The 22,872-nt window shown below is 63.6% G+C and carries 22 protein-coding genes; 16 read left to right on the top strand and 6 right to left on the bottom strand.

Going from position 1 to position 22,872, the window contains the following annotated elements:
- Position 1: 1 nt before the first annotated feature.
- Positions 2 to 535 (top strand): hypothetical protein, encoded by a 534-nt coding sequence (locus tag B0G83_RS15000; RefSeq protein ID WP_105508187.1) that lies wholly within the window; start codon positions 2 to 4, stop codon positions 533 to 535.
- A gap of 38 nt (positions 536 to 573) precedes the next feature.
- On the opposite strand, the gene B0G83_RS14995 is transcribed toward B0G83_RS15000, so the two are convergent.
- Positions 574 to 999: a F0F1 ATP synthase subunit epsilon gene (locus B0G83_RS14995; protein ID WP_105508186.1), complete on the bottom strand. Its 426-nt coding sequence runs from the start codon at positions 997 to 999 to the stop codon at positions 574 to 576.
- Positions 1,000 to 1,051: 52 nt separating this feature from the next.
- Positions 1,052 to 1,930 (bottom strand): ATP synthase F1 subunit gamma, encoded by an 879-nt coding sequence (gene atpG / locus B0G83_RS14990; RefSeq protein ID WP_105508185.1) that lies wholly within the window; start codon positions 1,928 to 1,930, stop codon positions 1,052 to 1,054.
- 254 nt (positions 1,931 to 2,184) lie between these two features.
- Between atpG and B0G83_RS14985 the strand changes: the two genes are divergently transcribed.
- From B0G83_RS14985 to B0G83_RS14975, 3 genes are all read left to right on the top strand, one after another.
- Positions 2,185 to 3,153: a bifunctional enoyl-CoA hydratase/phosphate acetyltransferase gene (locus tag B0G83_RS14985; protein WP_105508521.1), complete on the top strand. Its 969-nt coding sequence runs from the start codon at positions 2,185 to 2,187 to the stop codon at positions 3,151 to 3,153.
- Entirely contained in the window at positions 3,146 to 4,309 is a 1,164-nt protein-coding gene (locus B0G83_RS14980; RefSeq protein ID WP_258167901.1) for an alpha/beta fold hydrolase, read from the top strand. The genes B0G83_RS14985 and B0G83_RS14980 overlap by 8 nt, the downstream gene beginning before the upstream one ends.
- Before the next feature lie 116 nt (positions 4,310 to 4,425).
- On the top strand, positions 4,426 to 5,451 hold the full coding sequence (locus B0G83_RS14975) for a sulfonate ABC transporter substrate-binding protein (RefSeq protein ID WP_105508184.1): 1,026 nt from the start codon (positions 4,426 to 4,428) through the stop codon (positions 5,449 to 5,451).
- A gap of 130 nt (positions 5,452 to 5,581) precedes the next feature.
- On the opposite strand, the gene B0G83_RS14965 is transcribed toward B0G83_RS14975, so the two are convergent.
- On the bottom strand, positions 5,582 to 6,460 hold the full coding sequence (locus B0G83_RS14965; RefSeq protein WP_258167900.1) for a LysR substrate-binding domain-containing protein: 879 nt from the start codon (positions 6,458 to 6,460) through the stop codon (positions 5,582 to 5,584).
- Positions 6,461 to 6,700: 240 nt separating this feature from the next.
- Here B0G83_RS14965 and B0G83_RS14960 point away from each other — a divergent pair, with 240 nt between their 5' ends.
- The 3 genes from B0G83_RS14960 to B0G83_RS14950 all read left to right on the top strand — a co-directional run bounded on the left by B0G83_RS14960 (position 6,701) and on the right by B0G83_RS14950 (position 10,137).
- Complete coding sequence (locus B0G83_RS14960; protein WP_105508182.1) at positions 6,701 to 7,837, top strand: C45 family peptidase; 1,137 nt, start codon at positions 6,701 to 6,703, stop codon at positions 7,835 to 7,837.
- A 175-nt stretch (positions 7,838 to 8,012) separates the two neighbouring features.
- Complete coding sequence (locus B0G83_RS14955; RefSeq protein WP_105508519.1) at positions 8,013 to 8,765, top strand: hydrolase; 753 nt, start codon at positions 8,013 to 8,015, stop codon at positions 8,763 to 8,765.
- A gap of 4 nt (positions 8,766 to 8,769) precedes the next feature.
- Complete coding sequence (locus tag B0G83_RS14950) at positions 8,770 to 10,137, top strand: MFS transporter (RefSeq protein WP_105508181.1); 1,368 nt, start codon at positions 8,770 to 8,772, stop codon at positions 10,135 to 10,137.
- Between the two features lie 15 nt (positions 10,138 to 10,152).
- Here B0G83_RS14950 and B0G83_RS14945 read toward each other — a convergent pair whose 3' ends face one another.
- Positions 10,153 to 10,611 (bottom strand): zinc-finger-containing protein, encoded by a 459-nt coding sequence (locus B0G83_RS14945; protein ID WP_105508180.1) that lies wholly within the window; start codon positions 10,609 to 10,611, stop codon positions 10,153 to 10,155.
- A gap of 297 nt (positions 10,612 to 10,908) precedes the next feature.
- Here B0G83_RS14945 and B0G83_RS14940 point away from each other — a divergent pair, with 297 nt between their 5' ends.
- From B0G83_RS14940 to xylB, 9 genes are all read left to right on the top strand, one after another.
- On the top strand, positions 10,909 to 11,496 hold the full coding sequence (locus B0G83_RS14940) for a chromate transporter (RefSeq protein WP_105508518.1): 588 nt from the start codon (positions 10,909 to 10,911) through the stop codon (positions 11,494 to 11,496).
- Between the two features lie 34 nt (positions 11,497 to 11,530).
- Positions 11,531 to 12,067: a chromate transporter gene (locus B0G83_RS14935; RefSeq protein ID WP_035549959.1), complete on the top strand. Its 537-nt coding sequence runs from the start codon at positions 11,531 to 11,533 to the stop codon at positions 12,065 to 12,067.
- Positions 12,068 to 12,287: 220 nt separating this feature from the next.
- Entirely contained in the window at positions 12,288 to 13,595 is a 1,308-nt protein-coding gene (locus B0G83_RS14930; protein ID WP_105508517.1) for a sugar ABC transporter substrate-binding protein, read from the top strand.
- Between the two features lie 117 nt (positions 13,596 to 13,712).
- Positions 13,713 to 14,591, top strand: a complete 879-nt coding sequence (locus B0G83_RS14925) for a carbohydrate ABC transporter permease (RefSeq protein ID WP_105508179.1) — start codon at positions 13,713 to 13,715, stop codon at positions 14,589 to 14,591.
- Positions 14,579 to 15,391 carry a carbohydrate ABC transporter permease gene (locus B0G83_RS14920; protein ID WP_105508178.1) on the top strand — a complete coding sequence of 271 codons (813 nt, stop codon included), beginning with the start codon at positions 14,579 to 14,581 and terminating at the stop codon, positions 15,389 to 15,391. The genes B0G83_RS14925 and B0G83_RS14920 overlap by 13 nt, the downstream gene beginning before the upstream one ends.
- Positions 15,392 to 15,401: 10 nt before the next feature.
- Positions 15,402 to 16,436 (top strand): NAD(P)-dependent alcohol dehydrogenase, encoded by a 1,035-nt coding sequence (locus B0G83_RS14915; RefSeq protein ID WP_105508177.1) that lies wholly within the window; start codon positions 15,402 to 15,404, stop codon positions 16,434 to 16,436.
- Between the two features lie 3 nt (positions 16,437 to 16,439).
- Complete coding sequence (locus B0G83_RS14910) at positions 16,440 to 17,615, top strand: ABC transporter ATP-binding protein (RefSeq protein WP_105508176.1); 1,176 nt, start codon at positions 16,440 to 16,442, stop codon at positions 17,613 to 17,615.
- 42 nt (positions 17,616 to 17,657) lie between these two features.
- A complete protein-coding gene (locus tag B0G83_RS14905; RefSeq protein WP_105508175.1) occupies positions 17,658 to 18,536 on the top strand; it encodes an AraC family transcriptional regulator in 879 nt (292 codons plus the stop codon).
- Positions 18,537 to 18,591: 55 nt separating this feature from the next.
- Complete coding sequence (xylB, locus tag B0G83_RS14900; RefSeq protein ID WP_105508174.1) at positions 18,592 to 20,052, top strand: xylulokinase; 1,461 nt, start codon at positions 18,592 to 18,594, stop codon at positions 20,050 to 20,052.
- 8 nt (positions 20,053 to 20,060) lie between these two features.
- Here xylB and B0G83_RS14895 read toward each other — a convergent pair whose 3' ends face one another.
- Positions 20,061 to 21,626 carry a methyl-accepting chemotaxis protein gene (locus B0G83_RS14895; RefSeq protein ID WP_105508173.1) on the bottom strand — a complete coding sequence of 522 codons (1,566 nt, stop codon included), beginning with the start codon at positions 21,624 to 21,626 and terminating at the stop codon, positions 20,061 to 20,063.
- 101 nt (positions 21,627 to 21,727) lie between these two features.
- Complete coding sequence (locus B0G83_RS14890; RefSeq protein ID WP_105508172.1) at positions 21,728 to 22,828, bottom strand: porin; 1,101 nt, start codon at positions 22,826 to 22,828, stop codon at positions 21,728 to 21,730.
- Positions 22,829 to 22,872 lie beyond the last annotated feature (44 nt).

The raw sequence follows: 22,872 nt of genomic DNA, 5'->3' as shown, positions 1-22,872 counted from the left end.
AATGAAACGCCTCACTTCACACCGACGTACGGCTTACGTGCAATCGATCGCGGGCGCGATGCTCGGCGTCGCGCTTGCACTGGGCTGCGTGCCTTCCGCTGTCGCACAGACTGGCGCACAGACCGATACGCAGAGCGATGCCCAGACCGATCAGGCGGTCGATGCGCGGATGGACTTTCTGTTCGGCTCCCACGTGCCGTACCGGCAGTTCTTCGACCAATTGAAGCAGGCCGTGGCGCGTGGCGATAAGCCGGCCGTCGCGGGCATGGTGAAATATCCGATCACCGTTGCGTTGCATGGCAAGAAAGTGACGCTGCGCACGAAGCGCGATTTCGTCGCTCATTACGACGCGATCTTCACGCCGAAGCTGATCGATCTGGTCGCGCATCAGACCTATGCGACGTTGTTCTCGCGCGATCAGGGCGTGATGATCGGTGGCGGCGAGATCTGGTTCAGTGGCATCTGCCGTGACAAGACCTGCAAGGATGTGTCGGTCAAGATCATTACGCTGAATCTGGATTCGGTGAACGGCTGAGTAGGGTTGCTGCCGCTGCCGTCCGAGCAGCGGTTCGGCTATTCCTGCGCGCCGTGCCGCAGCGCCAGCATAAAGAAGCGCGCCAACTCATCCGCAAGTTCCGCTTTGGCCGCCGCGAAATCGAAACCCGGGCGGCGCGCGTCCGCATAGCGCGCCCGCAAGGCTTGCGCTTCGCGGCGCGCGTCGTTGGCCTTGGTGGAGTCAAGCTCCGGCGTTCTGACGGCATGATCGGCCAGCACGATCACGGAGTCAGGCAACACTTCCAGAATGCCGCCCGCCACGAAGATGCGCTGTTGCGCGTTCTTGCCTTGCTCGTGAATCGTGACGACGCCCGGTTTGATTTGCGTCAGCAGCGGCGCGTGTCCGGGCAAAATGCCGAGTTCGCCAATCAAGCCGGGTAGGACGATAAAGCTCGCGTCGCCGGAGTACAGCATGTGTTCGACACTCAGAATGTCGACTTGCATCAAGCTCTCCCATGTCGTCTTGTCGAAGAACGCCCAGAGACCGGACGACCGATCACACAGCCGCCGCACCGCCGACGATCTCGCACAGTTCGGTCGTGATCTGCGCCTGACGCGTCTTCTGATACAGATGCCGCAGGTCGCGAATCACGCGGTCCGCGTTCTCGGTGGCCGTCTGCATCGCGAACATCCGCGCGCATTGCTCGCAGGCGTTGTTCTCGGCCACCGCCTGGTAGATCAGCGCTTCGACATAACGGAGCAGTAACGCATCCACGACCGGTTTGGGGCTCGGTTCATACAGGTATTCGGTTCTCACCGCACCCGCGCGCTGACCCTCTTCGCCCTCACGCAGCCATTCGCCGAGTGGCAAGATCCGGTCGATGCGTGGCTCATACGAGAGCGCGCTGCTCAGGTGGTTGTACGCTACGTACACCTCGTCGAGCTGGCCGGCGAGAAAGCCGCTCAGCGGCACGGTCACCGCGCCGAAGAAAGATTCGAAGTGCAGATTAGTGCCCAACGCGGCGGTTCGCGCGACGATATTGGCGCCGTGCCGCATCAACGGGCCGGCGCCACGCGCGCCAATCACGATCACCTCGGCCTCCATGCCGGCACCTTGCCATTCGTTGAGGCGCTCGGCGCAGCGCATTAGCAGCCGGCTATTGAGCGGGCCGCACAGACCACGGTCGGTGCTGACCACGATCAGCCCGACTCGCGCGATCCGGGCACGCTTGACGAACAACGGTGACACATAGTCGGGACTGTCCTCGCGCAAACGCAATGCGATTTCGCGGATCCGGTCCGCGTACGGACGGAACGTGCGGGCGCGCCGCTGCGCGTTGGCCATTCTGGTGCGCGACATCATTTCCATCGCGCGAGTAATCTTGCGGGTCGCCGACACGCTGCGGATCTTCGAGCGGATTTCGCGGATGTGCATGCCCCCATTCCTTCTTCATGTGATAGAGGTGCCGGGACGAAGAGGGCACTTCCATCGAGCCCCTCCGTCGTGCGGTTCATCACAGGGTAAGGCGTTCGATACCGGGTACGGCTTGAGTTAGATCAATGGCCCAGGGATTCACCCTAATACCATGGCTTCGTCGCGGCACGGCGGCGTCGCGCAACGCCCCGATGCCCTTGCGGGAATCCCCCCTTCAACAACTCGACATGCTGTTTTTCAGGAGTGTGCTGCTCATGACCGTGCCCCGTCCGCATCGCCATCACGATGCGCTGATTGCCAGTTGCCGTGCGCTGACGCCTGTGCGCACCGCCGTGGCCCATCCGTGCGACGAGGTCTCGTTGCGCGGCGCCGTGGAATCCGCTGCCGCCGGACTGATCGTGCCGACGCTGATCGGTCCGGAAGGCCGCATCCGTCGTCTGGCGACCTCGCTTGGACTCGATCTGACCGCCTGCCGCGTCGTCGATGCGCCGCATAGCCACGCGGCGGCCGCGAAAGCCGTCGAACAGGTGCGGGCCGGCGAAGCGGACGCGCTGATGAAAGGCAGTCTGCACACGGACGAACTGCTGGCGGAAGTCGTCCGCAAGGACACCGGCATTCGCACCGAACGGCGCCTGAGTCACGTTTTCATCATGGACGTGCCGACCTATCCGAAGCCGCTTTTCATCACGGACGCCGCGGTCAACCTCTTCCCGACGCTGGAGCAGAAGGCCGACATCGCGCGCAACGCGATCGAGCTGGCTCACGCGCTGGGGATTGCGTTGCCCAAAGTAGCGGTGCTGTCCGCGCTGGAAACTGTCACGTCGAAAATGCCGTCGACGCTCGACGCCGCCGCGCTCTGCAAAATGGCCGATCGCGGCCAGATCAGTGGCGCGATCATCGACGGTCCGCTCGCGCTCGACAACGCGATCAGCGCGCAAGCGGCGGCGATCAAGCATCTGAATTCCCCCGTGGCCGGCGACGCGGACATTCTGCTGGTGCCGGACCTCGAAGCCGGCAATATGCTGGCCAAGGAGTTGACCTATCTGGCGAAGGCGGACGCGGCCGGCATCGTGCTCGGCGCGCGCGTGCCGATCATCCTGACGAGCCGTGCCGACAACGAACGCGCCCGCATGGCGAGTTGCGCGGTCGCGGCGCTGTATGCGCATCGCAATCGCGTGATCACGCAGGCGCTGGACGCGATCTGGGAGATCCAGCATGCGTGAGCCTCTGCCGAATCCGACCTATGCGTTCGCTCTGCCGTTTTTCTGGCCAATGGCCGCGGCCGCCGCGATGTTGAAAACCACTGCGGATCTGTCCGCGAGGAACCTCGCGTTTCTCGCCGAGGAAGAAAAGATCCACTTTGAATTGCGCCCCGCGCTGGCTTCGCAAAACCAGCCGTTGCTCGATCTGCGCACCATGGTGTTCCGCGACTATTCGACGCCGCACGCGCGTGGCATGCCCACCATCGTCGACGCGCCTTATGCCGGGCACAGCGCAATGATTGCCGACTATCAGCCCGGCCAGAGCCTGATGGAGACGCTGCGCGACCATGGGCTCTCACGGCTTTATCTCACCGACTGGAAGTCGGCCACCGACGACATGAAAGATCTGGAAATCGACCAGTATCTGGCCGAACTCAATGTCTGCGTGGACGAAGTGGGCGGCTGCGTCAACCTGGTCGGTCTGTGCCAGGGCGGCTGGATGGCGGCCATGTACGCGGCGCGTTTTCCGCACAAGGTGGCAAGTCTCGTGCTGGCGGGCTCGCCGATCGACACCGACGCGGGCGACGGTCCGGTCAGAAGGATGGCACAGACGTACCCCACGTCGTTCTATCAGGAACTGGTCGACATGGGGCGCGGCGTGATGCGCGGCAAGCTGATGTTGCGCGGCTGGAAGAACATGCATCCGGAGCAGCATTACATGACCGACCATATCGACCTCTACGAGCATATGGACGATCCGGCGTACCTGCGCAAGGAAGAAATCTTCGAGAGCTGGTACGAGAATCCGATCGATCTGCCGGGCCGCTGGTATCTGCAGGCCATCGTGCAGCTCTTCAAGGAAAACCGCTTCGCCAAAGGCACATTCGTCGCGCTCGGCCAGACGCTCAATCTGCGGGCCGTCACCTGTCCGGTCTATCTGCTGGCCGGCGAGGCGGACGACATCACCACCAAAGAGCAGGTGTTCGATGCGGTGAAGTATCTCGGCACGGCGCCCGGCAAGATCGTCAGGAAACTCGTGCCGGGTGGCCACATCGGTCTGTTCATGGGTTCGCGCACGCTGAAGGACGCGTGGCCGGAGATCGCGGCGTGGGTGCGTGCGTCCGGCGAGCGTTTGATGGACGCCAACGGCGCGGACCACGATCACCACGGGTCGTAGCGTCCGAACCGATGCTTCTTTAGAAATCACAATAAATTGGTTCGCTTGCGGCTGGGTCTCTCTCATAGTGTGTCGTGATCGTTCCCGGCCATTCCACCTATTTACCTGGCAAGCGTATGACATCTCGCGACTCATCCGACACCGACACCTTCGCACGCATCGAGCTGAGCGACCCACGCCGGCGTGCCTTACTGAAAGCCGCCGCAGCCGGCGTGGCGAGTTTCGCCGCCGGCACGCTGTTGCCCTCGCGGCAGGCGCGCGCGCAAGCGCCGTCCAACGGCAAGACCTTGCGCATCGGCTTCCAGAAATACGGCAACTTCGTGGTGCTCAAAGCGCGCGGCACGCTGGAAAAGCGCCTCGCCGCGCAGGGCATTTCGGTGCAGTGGCTTGAATTCCCGGCCGGCCCGCAGCTTCTGGAAGGCCTGAACGCGGGCGCGGTGGATGTCGGGACCGTCGGCGAAACACCGCCGATCTTTGCGCAGGCCGCCGGCGTCGACTTCGTCTACCTCGGCAACGAGCCGCCCGCGCCGAAAGCCGAGGCGATCGTCGTGCCGCACAACTCGCCGATTCGCTCGGTCGCAGCATTGCGCGGCAAGAAGGTGGCGCTGAACCGCGGCTCGAACGTTCACTTTTTGCTGGTCAAGGCCTTGCAGCAGGCAGGCCTGTCGTACACCGACATTCAACCGGTGTATCTGACGCCGGCCGACGCGCGCGCCGCCTTCGTGCAGAACAGTATCGACGCCTGGGTGATCTGGGATCCGTACCTCGCCGCCGTCGAACGGCAGGCCAACGCGCGCGTGCTGGTCAATGGCGAAGGTCTGGTGCGCAACACGCAGTACTACGTCGCGGCGCGCAAGTTCGCCGATACGCAACCGCGATTGCTGCGTGAACTGCTGGCCGAACTCGATCAGGTCGACAAATGGAGCCGCGATCACATTCCGGCGGTGGCCGGGCAGTTGTCGCCGCTCGTCGGACTGGATGCGCCGACGCTCGAACTGGCGTTGAATCGCAGCAGTTTCGGCGTGCAACCCATCGACGCCGCCACGCTCGATTATCAGCAACAGATCGCCGATACGTTCAGCGAGTTGAAGCTGATTCCGAAGAAGCTGATCGTGTCGGATGCGAAGTGGCGCGCTGCTTGAGGTGACGGCCTGCTCGACCCGGCGAGATGGCCCGCTTGTTGGCATCCGCATCGGCAAGGGCGCACGGCATGGTCGCAGGAAATCGATTTGCGGCCGTTCTATGAATCGTCTTGAGTTGACGGCTTTCCAGTCACTCCGCCAGCGCCGCCAGCAACTGATTCTTCACGATCGCCGTGGCCAGCGGCTGGCGCCCGAACTCGTACCAGCCGATGTGTCGCCGCCACGCCGTGCCCGGAATCGGCCTGACCGAGAGCAGCGGGTCGTCGTCCCACGCGGCATGCCGCAGACGCGGCACGATCGACACGCCCACGTTCTGCCGCACCAGATCGGCGATCGCGGCGATCGAATTCATTTCCAGAATCGGCTTGACGTCGACGCGCAACCGCCGCAGCAGACTCGTGACATGCGAGCCGGTCAGCGACGACGTCTCGAAGCCGATAAACGGCAAGCGCTTGAGCAGTGTGCTCACGGTCGCGTCGGCCGGCGCGCTTGCCGGATTGACCAGCAGCACCAGCGGCTCGTCGTAAAGACGTTCCCATAACTCGGGCAACGTGGTCACACGCGGTTCGCTGACGATCACCGCCGCATCGATTTCGCCCGCCCGCACCTGGCGCCCGAGTTGGGCGCTGTCGCCGTGCGCGAGGCGTACCTTCAGGCGCGGATACGCGACCTTCAGCCGGATCACATTGGCCGCCAGGAAGCCCATCGACGACACCGTCGAGCCGATCGTGATCGAGCCTTCCACGCTGAGTTCGTCCGCGACGCCGCGCAAGAGCGAGTCGTACGCGGCCACGACCGCGCGCGCCTGCTCGATGATCGAGCGGCCTGCGTCGTTCAACTGGATGCTGCGCCCGCTGCGGTCGAACAATTGACGCTCGCACACGCGCTCCAGCGTGCGCATCTGCGCGCCCACCGCCGCGTGTGTTAGCGCGATGCGGTCGGCGGCCGCCGCCATCGTGCCGTGTTTCTCAATGGCGAGAAACGTGCGCAGCATTCGAATTTCACTCATGCCGAATTCTCCTCAAAAGCCCACGGGACGTGCTCTCGAAGCACGAATTTCCGTCGCCGGCCCACGCCGCATGATCGCACGAAACAAAAAATTTTCTTTCCTTTCAGTAAAGAAAATAACGCTTTTTATTTTATTTGTGGCTCATGAAAATCGATCTGTCACGAATCGAGTCGATGTCGTCGGCGCGAGGCCGGAGCCCGCGTGGCGGCGTCGCTGGCAGCCAGGGCGAGGAGTCCCAACATGTCGCAAAACCAGCAGTTTTCGCAGTTTCCCTTGATCAGCGTGTCGGGCAAGCCGCACGAGCGCGGGGTGCAATACGGCCGCGCGGCCGCGGCGCGAGTGCGCCTGAGCGCCTCCCGTTACGGCCAGACCTTGCGCAATCTCGGCTATAGCGAGGCCTCGCAGACGGCGCTGATCCGCTCGCTCGAACAGGTGATCGGCGAGTTCCAGCCGGCCTATCTGGACGAGATGCGCGGCATCGCCGAAGGAGCGGACGTGCCGTTCGAAGACATCGTGATGATCAACGCCCGCACCGAGGTGCTGGCCAAGGCGCGCGCCGAAATGGCACTGCAAGCCGACGACGAGGACGGTTGCACGGGCTTGCTGGTGCTGCCTTCGCGCTCGTCGAACGGACAATTGATCCACGCGCAGAACTGGGACTGGAAGGCCGATTGCGTCGACACCGGCATCGTCTTGCGCGTACGCAACGACGACGGCCCCGACTTCCTGACCTTCGTCGAAGCGGGCGGCCTCGCACGCAGCGGGCTGAATGCCGCCGGCGTGTCGATCACCGCGAACTATCTGGAGTCCGAGCGCGATTTCATGCAGATGGGTGTGCCGCTGTCGCTGCTGCGTCGCCGGGTGCTGGAGGAACCGGTGTTTTCGAACGCGTTGCGGGTGATCGCCACCACGCCGAAATCGTGTTCGAACAACATCATGCTCGGCATGGCCGAGGGTTTCGGCATCGATTTCGAATGCGCGCCGAACGAAGCGTTTCCGATCTATCCGGGCGACGATCAGCTGATCGTACACGCGAACCACTGGGTCAGCCCGGTAGCGCGCACCAAGCTGCTGGACACCGGCTGCGAGAGCTCGCCGGACAGCTATTACCGCGACTGGCGCGTACGCCAGTTGCTGAACGCCACGCCGCTGGTGGACCGCGACGCCGTCAAGGCGGCGCTGTTCGATTCGTTTGGCACGCCGTATTCGGTGTGCCGTCCGCCGCGTCCGGGCACGCGTCACACGATGACCGCCACCGTCGCGATGATCGTCATGCAGCCGGCCGCTGGCGAAATGGATGTTGCGCCGATGCCCGCGTTGAATCGTGTTTTCACGCGCTACAGCCTGCATCGCGAGCCGCTTTCCGAGGTGGCTTGAGCGGGGTGTGTTCGCGTGACACGGCTTGAAAGCCGTATTTGATGCCGTCAAAGAGGAATGACAGATGTTCGATGCAGAGAAGCGATCCGCACCCGGTCATGAACAGGCGCAAGCGCTATACGACCTCGGTTCGACCACCGTGTACGCCAGCCGCCACGACGCGCGCTTTCCGTATGTGCTGTACGTGCCGCCCGAAGTCCTGACGACCGGCAACGACGTGCAACTGGTGGTGGCGATGCACGGCACCGGCCGCCAGTTCACGCAGTACCGCGACGCGTTCGCGCCGTTCGGCCGCTGGAACCGTTGCATCGTGCTGTGCCCGCTGTTTCCGGTCGGCGTGCGCGGCGACGGCGATCGCAACGGCTTCAAGCGTTTGATCGACGGCGACATCCGTTACGACCAGGTGCTGCTCGACATGGTCGGCGAAGTGGGCGAACGTTATGGCAAACGCTTCGAGCGCTTCGCACTGTTCGGCTATTCGGGCGGTGGGCAGTATGTGAACCGCTTTGCGTACGCGCATCCGGAGCGGCTGTGGGCCGCGTCGATCGGCGCGCCGGGCAACGTCACCGTGCTCGATCATTCGAAAGACTGGTGGCTAGGCCTGGGCGGTTTCGAGCGTCACTTCGGCAAATCGTTTGATCTGGCCGCGTTGCAGCGTGTGCCGGTGCAAATGATCGTTGGTCGCGCGGATCTGGAGACGTGGGAGATCACGGTGCCCGAAGACAGCACAATGTATTTGCCGGGTATCAACGACGCCGGCGCGACGCGTCCGGAACGGCTGCGCACGCTGCAGGCGTCGTTCGAAGCCGCCGGTGTGCGCGTGCGTTTCGACGAGCTGGCCAATATCGCCCACAACGGCATGCAGGTCGTCGACGTGGTTCAGGATTTCTTCGCGCAGGTGTTGCGCACGCTGCGAGCCGGAGGTTAAACCCATGCCCACCCCAAGCGATCCGGCCAGACTCTGGAAAACCATCGTATCGACCGTGATAGGCGGCACGTTCGAGTGGTTCGACTTCATGGTGTACTCGTATTTTTCGAGCATGATCGCGCGGGTGTTCTTTCCTACCGTCGATCGCAGCGGGGCCTTGCTGCTGACCTTCGCGACGTTCGCAGTCGGCTTCCTGGTGCGTCCGCTCGGCGGTGTGCTGATGGGCATGGCCGCGGATCGCGTCGGACGCGTGAAGGTGCTGTCGTGGATCATGGTCCTGATGTCGGTCGGCTCACTGATCCTGGGGCTGACGCCGGGGTTTGCGACCTTGGGGTTGCTCGCGCCGCTGCTGGTGGTGATCGGTCGTCTGGTGCAGGGTTTTGCGGTAGGCGCGCAGTTCGCGCTGTCGTCGGTGACGATTTACGAGGTCGCGCCGCCTGGGCGCAAGATGTTTTACGGCAGCTTCAATATGCTGTCGATCGGCGTCGCGGCGATGTTGTCGTCGGGGTGCAGCTTCCTGCTGTCGAAGCATTTGTCGCATGCGGATCTGACGGCGTGGGGCTGGCGCGTGCCGTTCCTGATCGGTGCGCTGGTCGGCCCGATCGGTTTCTATATCCGCCATCACGTCGACGAATCGGATGAATTTCACCGCATGCAGGCGCGCCCGGCGGCACGGGCACCGGTGCGCGAGCGGATGCGCGACTTTGTCCGCGATAACGGCGACGCCGTGGTGTGCGCAATGGGCGTGATGATCGCCGGCACCTCGCTGAACTACGTGTGGAATGCGTATTTGCCGACCTACGCGCAGATGCAGTTGCATCTGTCGCTGAGTTCGTCGCTGCAAGGGGTGTTCGTGACGAGCATCGTAATGTGTGTGCTGTCGCCGGTGTTCGGTTTGCTGGCGGATCGGGTCGGCGCATACCGGTTGTTTTTCTTCTTTATCGCGGGCTGGCTGATCTGCGTGTTTCCGCTGTTTGCGTACCTGCTGGCCGAGCCCACCGAGAGCAGTCTGATGGTCGTGCGCGTGGTCGGTATTCTGTTCCTGACGCTGCAGGGCGCCGCGCATCCGGGGATGCTGGTGAAGATTTTCACCGTGCAGGGGCGCTCCACCGGCGTGGCCATTTCGTACAACACGTCAGTCATGCTGTTCGGCGGACTGGCACCGTTCTATATCTCGCTGGTGGCGCACTTCACGGACGCGCGCTTTATTCCGCCGAGCTACCTGTTCGGCACCGGTGTACTGGCGATCCTGCTGGTGCTGGGCACGCGTACTGGGCGCCGGGTCTTGCAGGCCGATCGCGCGGAGCGTGGGCACCACACCGCGCACGAGGCGGGTATGCAGCGCGAAAATTCGACGGGCGACGCCGTTTAACGCGCTGAAGCCTGCTCAAACGCGCTCGTCCGGCGGCGCGGCGCGGCGCTGCGCGATGAAAGCCTCGACGTGGGCGATCGCCTGTTCGCATTGTTCCAGCGACAGGTTGTGGATCGACGCCGGCAGCGGATCGAACCCGAGTTGTTCGGCCACCCAGCGGATCGCCCTCGCGCGCGCTTCGAACGGATTCACCCGATCACGCCGGATCTTGCCCGCGACCAACGGTTCGAGCACGTCGTGCAGGCGGCTTTTCGCGTCGCGCAGCGCGGCGTCGGCGAGCCGCCCGAGCGGCACGTTGCGCGTGCTGCGTGCGTGAATGCCGATCCACGCCTGACACGCGGCGCAAATCCACACCGGGCCGTGATCGTCACGATACGGATAGCTCTCGTCGCCGCCGCGCGCGAGAACGGCACGCGTGCCGCAGTAATCGCAGTCGGGTTGGGGAAGGGCTTTGACGGGGCGGCCTACACGCAAGACTTCGATCTCCGGGTGAGTTGACGGGTTTGGGATTCGCGGGTTTGAAGCGAAGCTCGCGGACCCGCATTCCCCCGATTTTAACGGGCTTGGCGGCACCCATGCCCGGAATCCAATCTGAACGCTTGCAGCCCTGCGTATGAGCATGTGCGGATATCATTCAATCCATCCGCGTCGTTGGGCGGCAACGACGTCATTAACTTTCACCCGCCTTGCAACGCGCGTAGGGAGAAGACCTTGGTCGAAGGCACGGACGGTAAAGACGCGACAAACGGGCATGAAACAACCAACCCGGCCGTGAAGCGCGACGACCTCGCGTCGCGCAAGCGTTCATCGACCGGCGACGTGAGCACGCTCGGGCTCTTCCTGATTTTCACCCGCATCGGCTTGACGAGTTTCGGCGGCGGGCTGAGCGGCTGGTTCCTGCGCGAGTTCGTGCAGGACCGGCATTGGCTGACCGAAGAGGAGTTTCTCGACGGCCTCGCGCTGTCGCAGGCGCTGCCCGGCGTCAACGTCAAGAATCTCGCCATCTGGATCGGCTATCGTCTGTTGGGCTGGCGCGGCGCGGTCGCCGGATTTTGCGGCATCGTGTTTCCGCCCGCGGTAACGATCGTGCTGCTCGGCGTGTTCTTCTCGGCGATCGCCTATCTGCCGCTCACGCATATCGCGCTGGCCGGCGCGGCGGCAGCGGCCATCGGGTTGTCCTTGAGCATGGCGATCACGGCGGCCCGCCGACTGCCGCGCCGGCTGTTTCCGTACCTCGTGCTGATCGCCACCTTCGCGGCGGCCGCGTTGTTCCGCGTGTCGCTCGTGTGGACCGTGCTGATCGCCGGAGCGCTGAGCGTCGGCTACGAATATCTCCGTTCGGCACCACCGCAGCAGTAACGAGCGTCCGCCAACTTTCATCCAACGCTATTCCGTGTCCAGAAATCTAGTCGCCCTGTTCGCCGTCTTCGCACCGCTGTCGATCGTTACGGTCGGCGGCGGGCAGGGCATCATCGCCGAGGTTCAGCGGCAAGTCGTCGACGTGCATCACTGGATGACGCACGCGCAGTTCCTCAGCGACTTCGCGATTGCGCGGCTCGCCCCGGGGCCGGCGTCGTTGCTCGCGACGTTGATCGGCTGGCAGGTCGGCGGTCTCGGCGGCGCACTCGTCGCGACGCTGGCCCTGTTCGGGCCGACCGCGTTCCTGATGTACGGCGTCGTGCATGTGTGGAACCGGCACGAAGGCGCGCGCTGGCTGAACGCATTGCAGGCCGGTTTGCGCCCGGTCGCGGCGGGTCTGATACTCGCGGCGGTCTACGTGCTGATGAAGGAACTGGACGGCGGCTGGATCGCCTGGCTCACCGCCGCGGGCGCCACCGTGCTCGTGATGAAAACGCGCATCAACGCGATCGTGTTGATCGCGGGCGGTGCCGCGTTGTTCGTGGCGGTGCATTACGCGGGTCTGCTGTAGTTCCCGTCGTTGCTCGCACGCTGGTACTTCGAAAGACCCGCGTGTCGCTCACGCACAGGTGCCATTTCCCTCACTGACACATTTTGTGCAGCGCACCCAATGTTCGCGCAAAAAGTATCAGCACTTTCCGCCTTTTGCAGTGGCTCGCCTCTGGCCCCGGCCACTACAGTTCTCCTCACCGTACGCATGCTCTGCTGCCTAACGCAGCGCCCGTATGGCGATGCCAAAGAACATTCCAAAAGCGGAGACAAGAGTGAAATCCATTCATTGGTTGACAGCGTGCGCGGTGGTGGGCGCAAGCCTTCCCGTGCTGGCGACGGCGCAGACCTGTAACGTTCCCGTGCTCAAGGTGCTGGCACAAAAGAGCCTCGGCCTGACGGTCATGGAGAAGTCGCTGCCCGATTATGAAAAGCGTAGCGGCACCAAGGTTGAAATCAATTACTTCGGCGAGAACGACCGGCGCTCCAAATCGCGGCTGGATGCGTCGACGGGTGCGGGTTCCTACCAGATCTACTATGTCGACGAAGCGAACGTCGCCGAGTTTGCCTCGGCCGGCTGGGTCGTGCCGCTCCTGAAGTACTACCCGAAAGACGCTGACTACGACGACTTCCTGCCCGGCCGTCGCGCGGTGGCGAGCTATAAAGGCGTCGCGTATTTCGCGCCGCTGATCGGCGGCGGCGACTTCCTGTTCTATCGTCGCGATCTGTTGGAGAAAGCGCATCTGCCGGTGCCGAAAACGCTCGACGAACTCGTCGCCGACATCAAGAAGCTCAATGCGCCGCCGAACATGTATGGCTGGGTGGCACGCGGGCAACGCGGCTCGGGCATGAACGTTTGGCGCTGGGCGCCGTTCATGCTCGCCGAAGGCGGCACGTGGACCGACAAGAATCAGGCGGCAGCCTTCAATTCGCCGGGCGCCGTGAAAGCCACGCTGCTGTATCGCGACCTCTTCAAATACGCGCCTCCCGGCGCGGCGACCTACGACTGGAGCAACGCGCTCGAAGCGTTCCGCTCCGGCAAGGTCGCCTTCATGATCGAATCGACACCGTTCGCCGACTGGATGGAAGACCCGACCAAGTCGAGCGTGGCGGACAAGGTGGGCTACGTCAGACCGCCTGCGCCGTTGCCGTCCGCGGCCTATGGTCACGGGCTGGCGATTTCGTCGGTGGGCGCCAAGGACGAATGCACGCGCCAGGCCGCAGGCAAGTTCATTGCCTGGGCGACCGGCAAGGACCAGGAGCAGGCTCGCCTGCGCGACAACGTCTTTAGCGACTACAACCGGGCCAGCACGATCAAGAGCGATTACTTCCAGAAGCACGTCAAGCCGCAGATTCTCGCCGGCCTGAACGATACCAATCCGGTGACCAAGGTCACGATCTGGTCGAGCCCGCAGTGGCCCGACATCGGCGACAACCTCGGCATTGCGCTGGAAGAAATCTTCACCGGCACGCAGCCCGATGTTCAGGCCACCCTGAACGACGCCGTTCAATACGCGCAGGACGCGATGGAACACGGCGCGAAGAAGTAACGCGGCCGCCTCCTGGCCGCAGCTTGCATGCCGCGCGCGGCGGGGGGCACAGCAGATCGGTTCGGAGGTCGAGCGCGAACGCTGGGTTCGCGCTCGACCCCGCTGTCGGAGACGTCAATGTTCAATCGGGGCAAAACCAGCCTGCCGTTCGTATTTCTCGGGCCGCCGCTCGCCGTGATGGCGGTCTTGGGTCTCGTGCCCACCATCGCGGCGATCAATCTCGCGCTGAAGAACCGCGTGCTGCGCTATCCGGATAGCGAGTACGTGTGGTTCCGCAATTTCGCGCGGCTGTTCTCGGACCGGCGCTTCGTCAATTCGATCGAGGTCTCGGCGATCTGGGAAATCGCCACCGTGCTAGGCGCCGTCGTGGTGGGCGTGCTGATCGCGATCTACCTGTTCGAGCAGATTCACGGCCGCCTGCGCGGTGTCATTTCGCTGCTGCTGATCGTGCCGGTGCTGTTGCCGCGCGTGTCGGCGGCGTTTATCTGGAAGTTCATGTATTCGCCGCTCACCGGCATTCTGAGCTGGGTGCTCGGACTGCTCGGCGTCGACAACACCGCTTTTCTGTCCGACCCGCACCTGGCGTTGTACGCGGTGGCGCTCGTCGACATCTGGCAATGGGGGCTGTTTTTCGCGGTCGTCGTGCTGAAGCTGCTGGAGACGCTGCCGCCCGAACCGCTCGAAGCCGCGCGGCTCGATTACGCGCGCACGTGGCAGGTGTACGCGTATATCGCGCTGCCGATGCTGAAGGTGCCGATCATGAGTCTGGTGTTCATCAAGATGGTCGAATCGCTGCGCTCGTTCGATCTGGTCTACGTGATGACGAAAGGCGGACCGGGCATCACCACGGAAACCCTCGACATGTACGCGTATTCGCAAGGAATCGGCTTGTCCGGAAAAGTGTCGTATGCGTCGAGTATGGCCGTGCTGATGATGGTGGCGACCACGCTGATTTTCACTTTCATCTGGAAGCGGGTGAACAAATGGGAAGACTGATTTCGCGCGGCGCTGCATGGTCGTTTGGCCTGGCGCTTGCGCTGGTGGCCGTGTTTCCGATCTTCTGGGCGTTCCTCAATTCGCTGAAGAACCTGCTCGACATCGTCACGCCGACGCCGCGTTTTATCTTTACACCGACGCTCGACAACTACCGTCAGGTCGTGTCGAGCCCGGAGGTGCTGATCGGACTGGGCAATAGCCTGTCGATCGTGGGCTTCGCGGTGTTGCTGGGAGCGTTGCTCGGTGTGCCTGCTGCTTATGTGATCGCGCGTTATCACGTGCCGGGCAAGCGCGACATTCAATTCTTTCTGCTGTCGCTGCGGTTTTTGCCGCCGGTGGCGGTTGCGATTCCGTTGATTGCAATCTGGGTCGACCTGGGCCTGTACGACACCAAACTTTCGATGGTGGTGACGTATCTGCTGGTCACGCTGTCCACCATCACCTGGCTGTCGATCCCGGTGTTTCAGCGTCTGCCGCGCGAAGTCGAAGAGGCGGCCACGCTGGATGGTTACGGTCCATACGGCGTGTTCTGGCGGATCGCGTTGCCGATCAGCGCGACCACGCTGATGGGCGGCATCGTGTTCAGCTTCGTGCTGGTCTGGAATGAACTGATGATCGCGCTGGCGCTAACCTCGTCGAGAAGCGCGACGCTGCCGGTGGTGGCGTCCGCATTTACGTCGCTCGGGCAGGAAGTGCCGTGGGGTGTGATCAACGCGTCCACGGTCCTGCTCGCGTTACCGCCGATCATTTTCGTCGGCGTGCTGAGCCGGCTGTTGAACTCAATGCTCAAAGGCAAGTAAGGAGAATGTTTTGAAAGCCCTCGTACTCGAAGAAGCACGCCGACTCGCGCTGCGCGATATCGATCTGCCGCTCGACGTCGGGCCGCGCGACGTCAGGATCAAGATTCATACGGTCGGCGTGTGCGGTAGCGACGTGCATTACTACGCGCATGGGCGCATCGGTCCATTCAAGGTCGAAGCGCCCATGGTGCTGGGCCACGAAGCGTCCGGAACGGTGGTCGAAACCGGCAGTGAGGTCACGCATCTGCGCGTCGGCGACCGCGTGTGCATGGAGCCGGGGGTGCCGCAATTCGACTCGCCCGCGACCATGCGCGGTCTCTACAACCTGGATCCCGCCGTGCGGTTCTGGGCGACGCCGCCGATTCATGGCTGCCTGACGCCTTACGTCGTGCATCCGGCGGCTTTCACGTTCCGGCTGCCGGACAACGTGTCGTTCGCGGAGGGCGCGATTGTCGAGCCGTTGTCGATCGGCTTGCAGGCCGCGAAGAAGGCCGCCATGAAACCCGGCGACGTCGCCGTCGTGATCGGCGCCGGGACGATCGGCGCGATGACGGCGCTGGCGGCGCTGGCGGGCGGGGCGTCGCGCGTCATTCTCGCGGACGTGATCAAGGAAAAGCTGGCGCTGTTCGCCGGCAATCCGGCGGTAACGACGGTGAACGTACGCGAGCAGAAGTTGACCGACGTGGTTCAGGACGTCACCACAAGGTGGGGCGCCGACGTCGTGTTCGAAGCGAGCGGCAACGCGAAGGTCTACGACGATCTGTTCGACCTGCTGTGTCCCGGCGGCTGCGCGGTGCTGGTCGGCATGCCGGTGGATCGCGTGCCGCTCGACGTCGTCGCGATGCAGGCAAAAGAGGCGCGGCTCGAATCGGTGTTCCGCTATGCGAATGTGTTCCCGCGCGCGCTGGCGTTGATCAGCTCGGGCATGATCGACGTGAAGCCGTTCATCTCGCGCAAGTTCGCGTTCGCCGATGGCCTCAAGGCGTTCGAAGAGGCGGCGGCGGGGCACCCGAACGACGTCAAAATCCAGATCGAAATGGATTGAGCCATGGCTAAAATCGTTTGCAAAGGTCTGACGAAACACTACGACGGCGGCCCGCCCGCGCTGCATCCGCTCGATATGGAAATCGACGACGGCGAGTTCGTCGTCCTGCTTGGGCCGTCGGGCTGCGGCAAGTCCACGATGCTGCGCATGATCGCGGGTCTCGAAGGGATCAGCGGCGGCGATCTGGCGATCGGCGAAACGGTCGTCAACGACCTGCCAGCGCGCGAACGCAACGTCGCGATGGTGTTCCAGAACTACGCGCTGTATCCGCATATGACGGTGTACGACAACGTCGCGTTCGGTCTGCGCCGCCTCAAGGTGCCGGCCGCGGAGATCGATCGTCGCGTGCGTGAAGTGGCCGCGATGCTGAACCTCGACGCGCTGCTCGACCGCAAACCGCGCGCTATGTCGGGCGGCCAGCAGCAGCGCGCGGCGATCGCGCGCGCGATGATAAAAACGCCCGAAGTGTTTCTGTTCGACGAGCCGCTGTCCAATCTCGACGCCAAGTTGCGGGCGCAACTACGCGGCGATATCAAGCGTTTGCATCAGCGCCTGAAAACCACCACGGTGTACGTCACGCACGACCAGCTTGAGGCCATGACGCTTGCCGACCGGGTGATCCTGATGCGCGGCGGACGGATCGAACAGGCCGGTACGCCGTCCGATCTTTACCATTTTCCACGGACGCTGTTCGCGGCGGGTTTCATCGGCACGCCGGCGATGAATCTCGTCGCCGGCGTGGTCGAACGAATCGGCGACAGCTGTTTCGTCGACGTGCAGGGCGAGCGTTGGCCGCTTGCCGGTGCGCGTTTCGCCGGCTTGCAACGCGGTCAGGCGGTGAAGCTGGCGATCCGGCCGAACTATCTGAAGCTGGCGTCAGCGGAAGAAGACCCCGGCGTGCTCAAGCTGGGCGGCAACGTCGAGCTGATCGAACTGCTGGGCGCGGAAGCGCTCGTTACGTTCGATTTCGCTGGCGAACGGATGGCCGCGCTGATACCGGCGAGCGACCTGCCGCAACGCGATAGCGTGGTAACGTTCCAGTTCAAAGTCGCCGACCTGCATGTTTTCGATGCGGGCACCGAGCAGAACGTCTCGTTGCCCGCTGCGCAGCGCGCCACGCAGCAGTTCGGCAGCGCGCCGCACCAGGACGCGAAGGTACAGGGCGCGGCTTTGCACTAACGAAAAAGCGCGGCGTCGAGACGGCCGAGGAGGAGAGACGGTATGAATCCAGACCTGGAGTTGGTGCACACGCGGCGCGACGAATCGTTTCGCGCGTGGGCGCACGATTACCCGCATACGGTGGCCAAATGGCACTTTCATCCGGAGTATGAGATTCATGTGATCCGGGCGTCGACGGGTAAGTTCTTCGTCGGCGACTTTATCGGCGATTTCGCGCCGGGCAACCTGGTGATCACCGGACCGAATCTGCCGCACAACTGGATCAGCGAAGTGGGCGAGGGCGACACCGTGCCGTCGCGCGACGTGGTGCTGCAGTTCTCGCGCGACGCGGTCGAACGGATGGCGGCCGCATTCACCGAACTGCATTCGATCGTCGGCCTGATCGACGACGCCGCGCGCGGCATCCAGTTTCCGGATGCCGTGGGTCTGGCGATTGCGCCCAGGATGCTGGAACTGGCCGTTTCGCACGGCTGCCGCCGCGTCGAACTGCTGATGTCGATCTTCGACCGTTTGTCGTCGTGCGGCGAGCGCAGGTTGCTCGCGGGCCCTTCGTACGATGTCAACGCGCATCGCTACATGCAGTCCACGATCAATCAGGTGCTGTCCTACATTCAACAGAATTTGCCGGGCACGTTGCGCGAAGCGGATGTCGCCGAACTGGCCGGCATGAGCGTCAGCACGTTCACGCGTTTTTTCCGGCGGCACACCGGCTGCACGTTCGTGCAGTACCAGAACCGGTTGCGTATCAACGAGGCGTGTGAACTGCTGATGTGCTCCACGCTGAGCGTGACGGAGATCTGCTATCGCGTGGGCTTCAATAATCTGTCGAATTTCAATCGTCAATTCCTGGAAACGAAGGCGATGCCGCCGTCGAAATTTCGCGCGCTGCATCAGCTCAACGAACACATGATCGCGGCTTGACCGTGCACCTGTCTGCATGACATGACGGTAGGCTGCCAACACGAGGACGACACTCTTGACCTTCCTTGGCATCGACCTCGGCACCTCCGAGGTAAAAACCCTTCTCACCGACGACGCGTCGACCACGATCGCCACCGGTAGCGCGCGACTCGACGTCGAGCATATTCATCCGCATTGGTCCGAGCAGAGTCCGCAGGCGTGGTGGCATGCCACGCTCGATGCGATCGCGCAGGTGCGGGCCGCGGATCCCGGCGCGTTTGCCGCGCTGCGCGGGATCGGTCTGTCCGGGCAGATGCATGGCGCGACCTTGCTCGATCGCGCGGGGCAGGTGTTGCGTCCGGCGATTCTGTGGAACGACACCCGCGCGTTTGCCGAATGTGTGGAACTTGAGGCGCTGGTGCCCGAATCGCGTTCGATCACCGGCAATCTGGCGATGCCGGGCTTCACCGCGCCAAAACTGCTGTGGCTGTCGAAGTACGAGCCGGCCGTGTTTCGCGCCGCGCACAAAGTGCTGCTGCCGAAGGACTATGTCGCGTGGCGGCTCAGCGGCGAGTTCGTGTCCGATATGTCCGATGCGTCCGGCACGCTGTGGCTCGATGTCGCGAAGCGGGACTGGTCGGACCGGATGCTCGCGGCAACGGGCTTGTCGCGCGAGCATATGCCGAGGCTGGTGGAAGGCAGCGATGCGGCGGCGCAATTGCACGACGGATTGCGGCGCGAATGGGGCATTGCGGGCCCCGTGACGTTGTGCGGTGGCGCGGGCGACAACGCGGCGAGCGCGATCGGGATGGGCGTTGCCGATGCGGGTAGCGCGTTTCTGTCGCTGGGGACATCGGGCGTGCTGTTTGCCGGCACCGACCGGTTCGCGCCGAATCCCGCGCAGGCGGTGCATGCGTTCTGCCATTGCTTGCCGGCGCGCTGGCATCAGATGAGTGTGATTCTGTCGGCGGCGTCGAGTCTGGCGTGGTTGTCCGAGTTGTTGGGCAAGGAGGTGGCCGACCTGGTCAGTTGCGCGGAGACGGCGGATGCGCAGCGGGCGCCGTTGTTTTTGCCGTATCTGAGCGGCGAGCGGACGCCGCACAACGACGCGAATGCGAAGGGCGTGTTTTGGGGCTTGACGGGCGCTCATGGCGACGCCGATCTCGCCTATAGCGTGATGGAAGGCGTGGCGTTCGCCATGGCCGATGGCTATGCGGCATTGCAGGGCGCGGGGACGTCGCTGGAGACGGCGTCGTTTATTGGCGGTGGCTCGCGTAGCCGGTTTTGGGCGACGCTTTGCGCGACCGCGACGGGAGTCGCGATGCGGCGGCATCAGGGCGGCGATGTCGGGGCTGCATTGGGGGCCGCGAGGTTGGCGCGGTTGGCGGTGACGCAGGAGAGCGTTGGGCTGGTGTGTACGGCACCGGCGACGGTCGAGGTGTGTGAACCGGAGGCGGCAAAGCGGGCCATGGCCGAGGATCGGCTGGCGCGGTATCGGCGGATTTATGCGGCGCTCAGGGAGGAGTTTGCGCGGTAGGGCATGGGCTAGCGGCCTTCCGGAGAAGCCGCGCTAAAGCGAAACGCGGTCAACATTTGCCGCTGTTGGCTGACCTGTTCCTCGAGGCTCTGTGTTACCGCCGCGGCCTCCTCGACCAATGCGGCATTGCGTTGCGTGACCTCGTCGAGTTGGCTCACCGCCTTGTTGATCTGCTCGACACCCAGCGACTGTTCGTCCGACGACGCCGACATCTCCGCGTTGATGCCGGCAACCCGGTCGATGGCATGCGCGATGTCGGTCATCTTGCGGACCACCTGTTCGGCGTGCACCGATCCGGCCTGCACCGTGACGGACGAGGTGCGGATCAGCTCGCGAATTTCCTTTGCCGCAATGGACGAACGCTGCGCCAAGGTGCGGACTTCCGCGGCGACGACGGCGAAGCCGCGCCCGATTTCGCCCGCGCGCGCCGCTTCGACGGCCGCGTTCAGCGCGAGAATATTGGTCTGAAACGCGATGCCTTCGATCAACGTCGTGATCTCGGCAATCCGCGCGGATTGCTCGCTGATGTCGCTCATCGTCGTGAGCATGCGTGCGGCGGCCGCATCGCCGTCTCGCGCGATCCGCGCGGTGTCGGCGGCGGATTGCATGGCTTCGCGCGCCTGTGTGGCGTTCCGCTGAGTCGTCACGGCGATCTGCGCCATGCTGGCGGCCGTTTGTTCGAGCGAGGCCGCCTGCTGTTCGGTTCGCGCGGAGAGATCGAGGTTGCCGTCCGCGATTTCGCTGGAGGCCGTCAGAATCAATTCGCTCGACGTCTGAATACGCCGCACGATATCGACAAGCCGCGCATCCATCTGCGCGAGCGCGTGCAATAGTTGACCAAATTCGTCTTCGGCGTGCGCCGCGATTGGATTGTCCAGCCAACCGTCGGCGATCCGGTGCGCGATCGCGACCGAAGCATTAAGCGGTCGCGAGATCGCGCGCACCAGGTAGCCACCGACACCGCCCGCGACGGCGAGTCCGATCGCAACCGCGCCGCCACACAGCAGCAGTAGCTGCCGGTAGCGCCGCGCGCCGTCGTTGGCGGTTTGCCGGGCATGCGTGGTCTTGATGGCGGCGATCCGGTCGGCGCCGTTGTAGATGATCTGGCTTGAATCGGCGAGCGCGTCGAGCAAGGGTTGCCCGAGCGCGGCGTCACCGGCGTTCAGGGCCGAGGCAGCGTGCGCCGCCTGCGGCGCGAACGCTGCGATAGCGGCGTCGATGTGCCGCGCGACGTCGCGCTCGTCCGGTTGCGTGACGCGCGCCGGATAGTAGTCGCGCCATGCCGTTTCGAGCGCGTGCTGGGTGGTGGCAAGACGATCGATCATCGCTTCCATATCGCCGCGATGCTGCAGGGACGGCATTCGCATCAGGCCGAGCCGGATTCTCAATGCGGAACTCTCCACGACGGTGAGGTCGGCGAGCGGCACGGTGTCCGCCGAGTACATGCCCTGCATGTTCGCGCTGAGCACCGACATGCCACGCGCGCCTAGCAGGCCGAGCAGCGCGATCAACGCGGCGCACAGACCGAATGCCAGCACGATCCTGATCCGTATGCCTGAAATAGCCATTCTCATTGCAGTTCCCTAAAGTTTCCCGTATTGGAAGCCACTGCGCAGCCAGAGAAGAACCGGGCGGCATGAGGCTTGCCCGGTTTGCCTCGCGATTGCGGACGACGTCAGAACTTGTGTCGGATACCCGCGACCGTGAGGAACTGCGTGCCGCTGCTCGACGGACCCGAGGTGCCCTCGATCTGCGCGACCGCGTTGGTCGCGCGCTGATAGAGCAGATCGATATAGACGTCGGTGGATTTCGACAGGAAGTACTGCAATGCGGTCGTCGTTTGCCAGTAGTGCCACGAGTCGACCTTGCCGTTCGTCGAGACGTTGGTATAGGTCTCGCCGATCAATGCGTGCAACGCCGGCGTGATCCGGTAGTGCAGGCTGGCTTCCGCGTTCTGATAGGTCTGGTATTGGCTCGCGGGGGTGAGCTCGAAACGGGTATTCGTGTACATCAGCCCCACGCTTGCGTTGCCGATGTCGTACAGTCCGCCCGCGCCGTAGATGCGCTGGTTGCTGATGCCCTTGAGGAACGTGAAGTAGTTGTCGGACGGAATCGCGCCGGTCGTGTCGGTCGCGGGATGGTCGAGCACCACGTACGCCGCGCCGAGATGCCATGGTCCGCGGTTGAAACCCGCGCCGATGCTGTACGAGCGATTCGTCGCGAAGTTGCCGGGGTTGCCCGACAGCGCATACATCGTGTTGACCTGAAAGCCACCGAAAGACGGCGTGGCGTACTTGATCGAGTTGTCGGTACGGAAGGTGTTGTTGACATCGTCGACGTCGAACGGATGGGTGCCGTACTGCACCGAATCGGTCGCGAGCTGTAGCGGCTCCAGAAAGTCCTGCGAAGCGTTGTACTGGCGGCCCAATGTCACCGTACCGAAGCGGTCGCTGGACAGACCGACCCACGCCTGCCGTCCGAAGATGCGGCCGTTTGCACTGGCCGTGCCGTTCATCAGATTGAAGCCGTTTTCGAGGCGGAATACCGCATGATTCCCGCCACCGAGGTCTTCACTGCCGAGCAGGCCCCAGCGCGAACCCTGCTCGCTGCCGGCGCTCGCCTGGTAGTTCGATTTGCCGCCCTGGTTGCTGGTGTAGGTGAAACCGCCATCCACGATGCCGTACAGCGTCACGCTTGACTGCGCTTGGGCCGCACCGGTGCACAGGCTGAGCCCGCCCATCGCGAGCAGCGTCGCCCGAAGTGTCTGATTACGCATGGTGTTTTTCCTCTTGGAGTTGGACTTGCCGTTAAAAAATCGAC

Source organism: Paraburkholderia sp. BL21I4N1 (assembly GCF_002973525.1).
Classification (GTDB): Bacteria; Pseudomonadota; Gammaproteobacteria; order Burkholderiales; family Burkholderiaceae; genus Paraburkholderia.
This window is presented reverse-complemented; position numbering and strand designations above follow the sequence as displayed.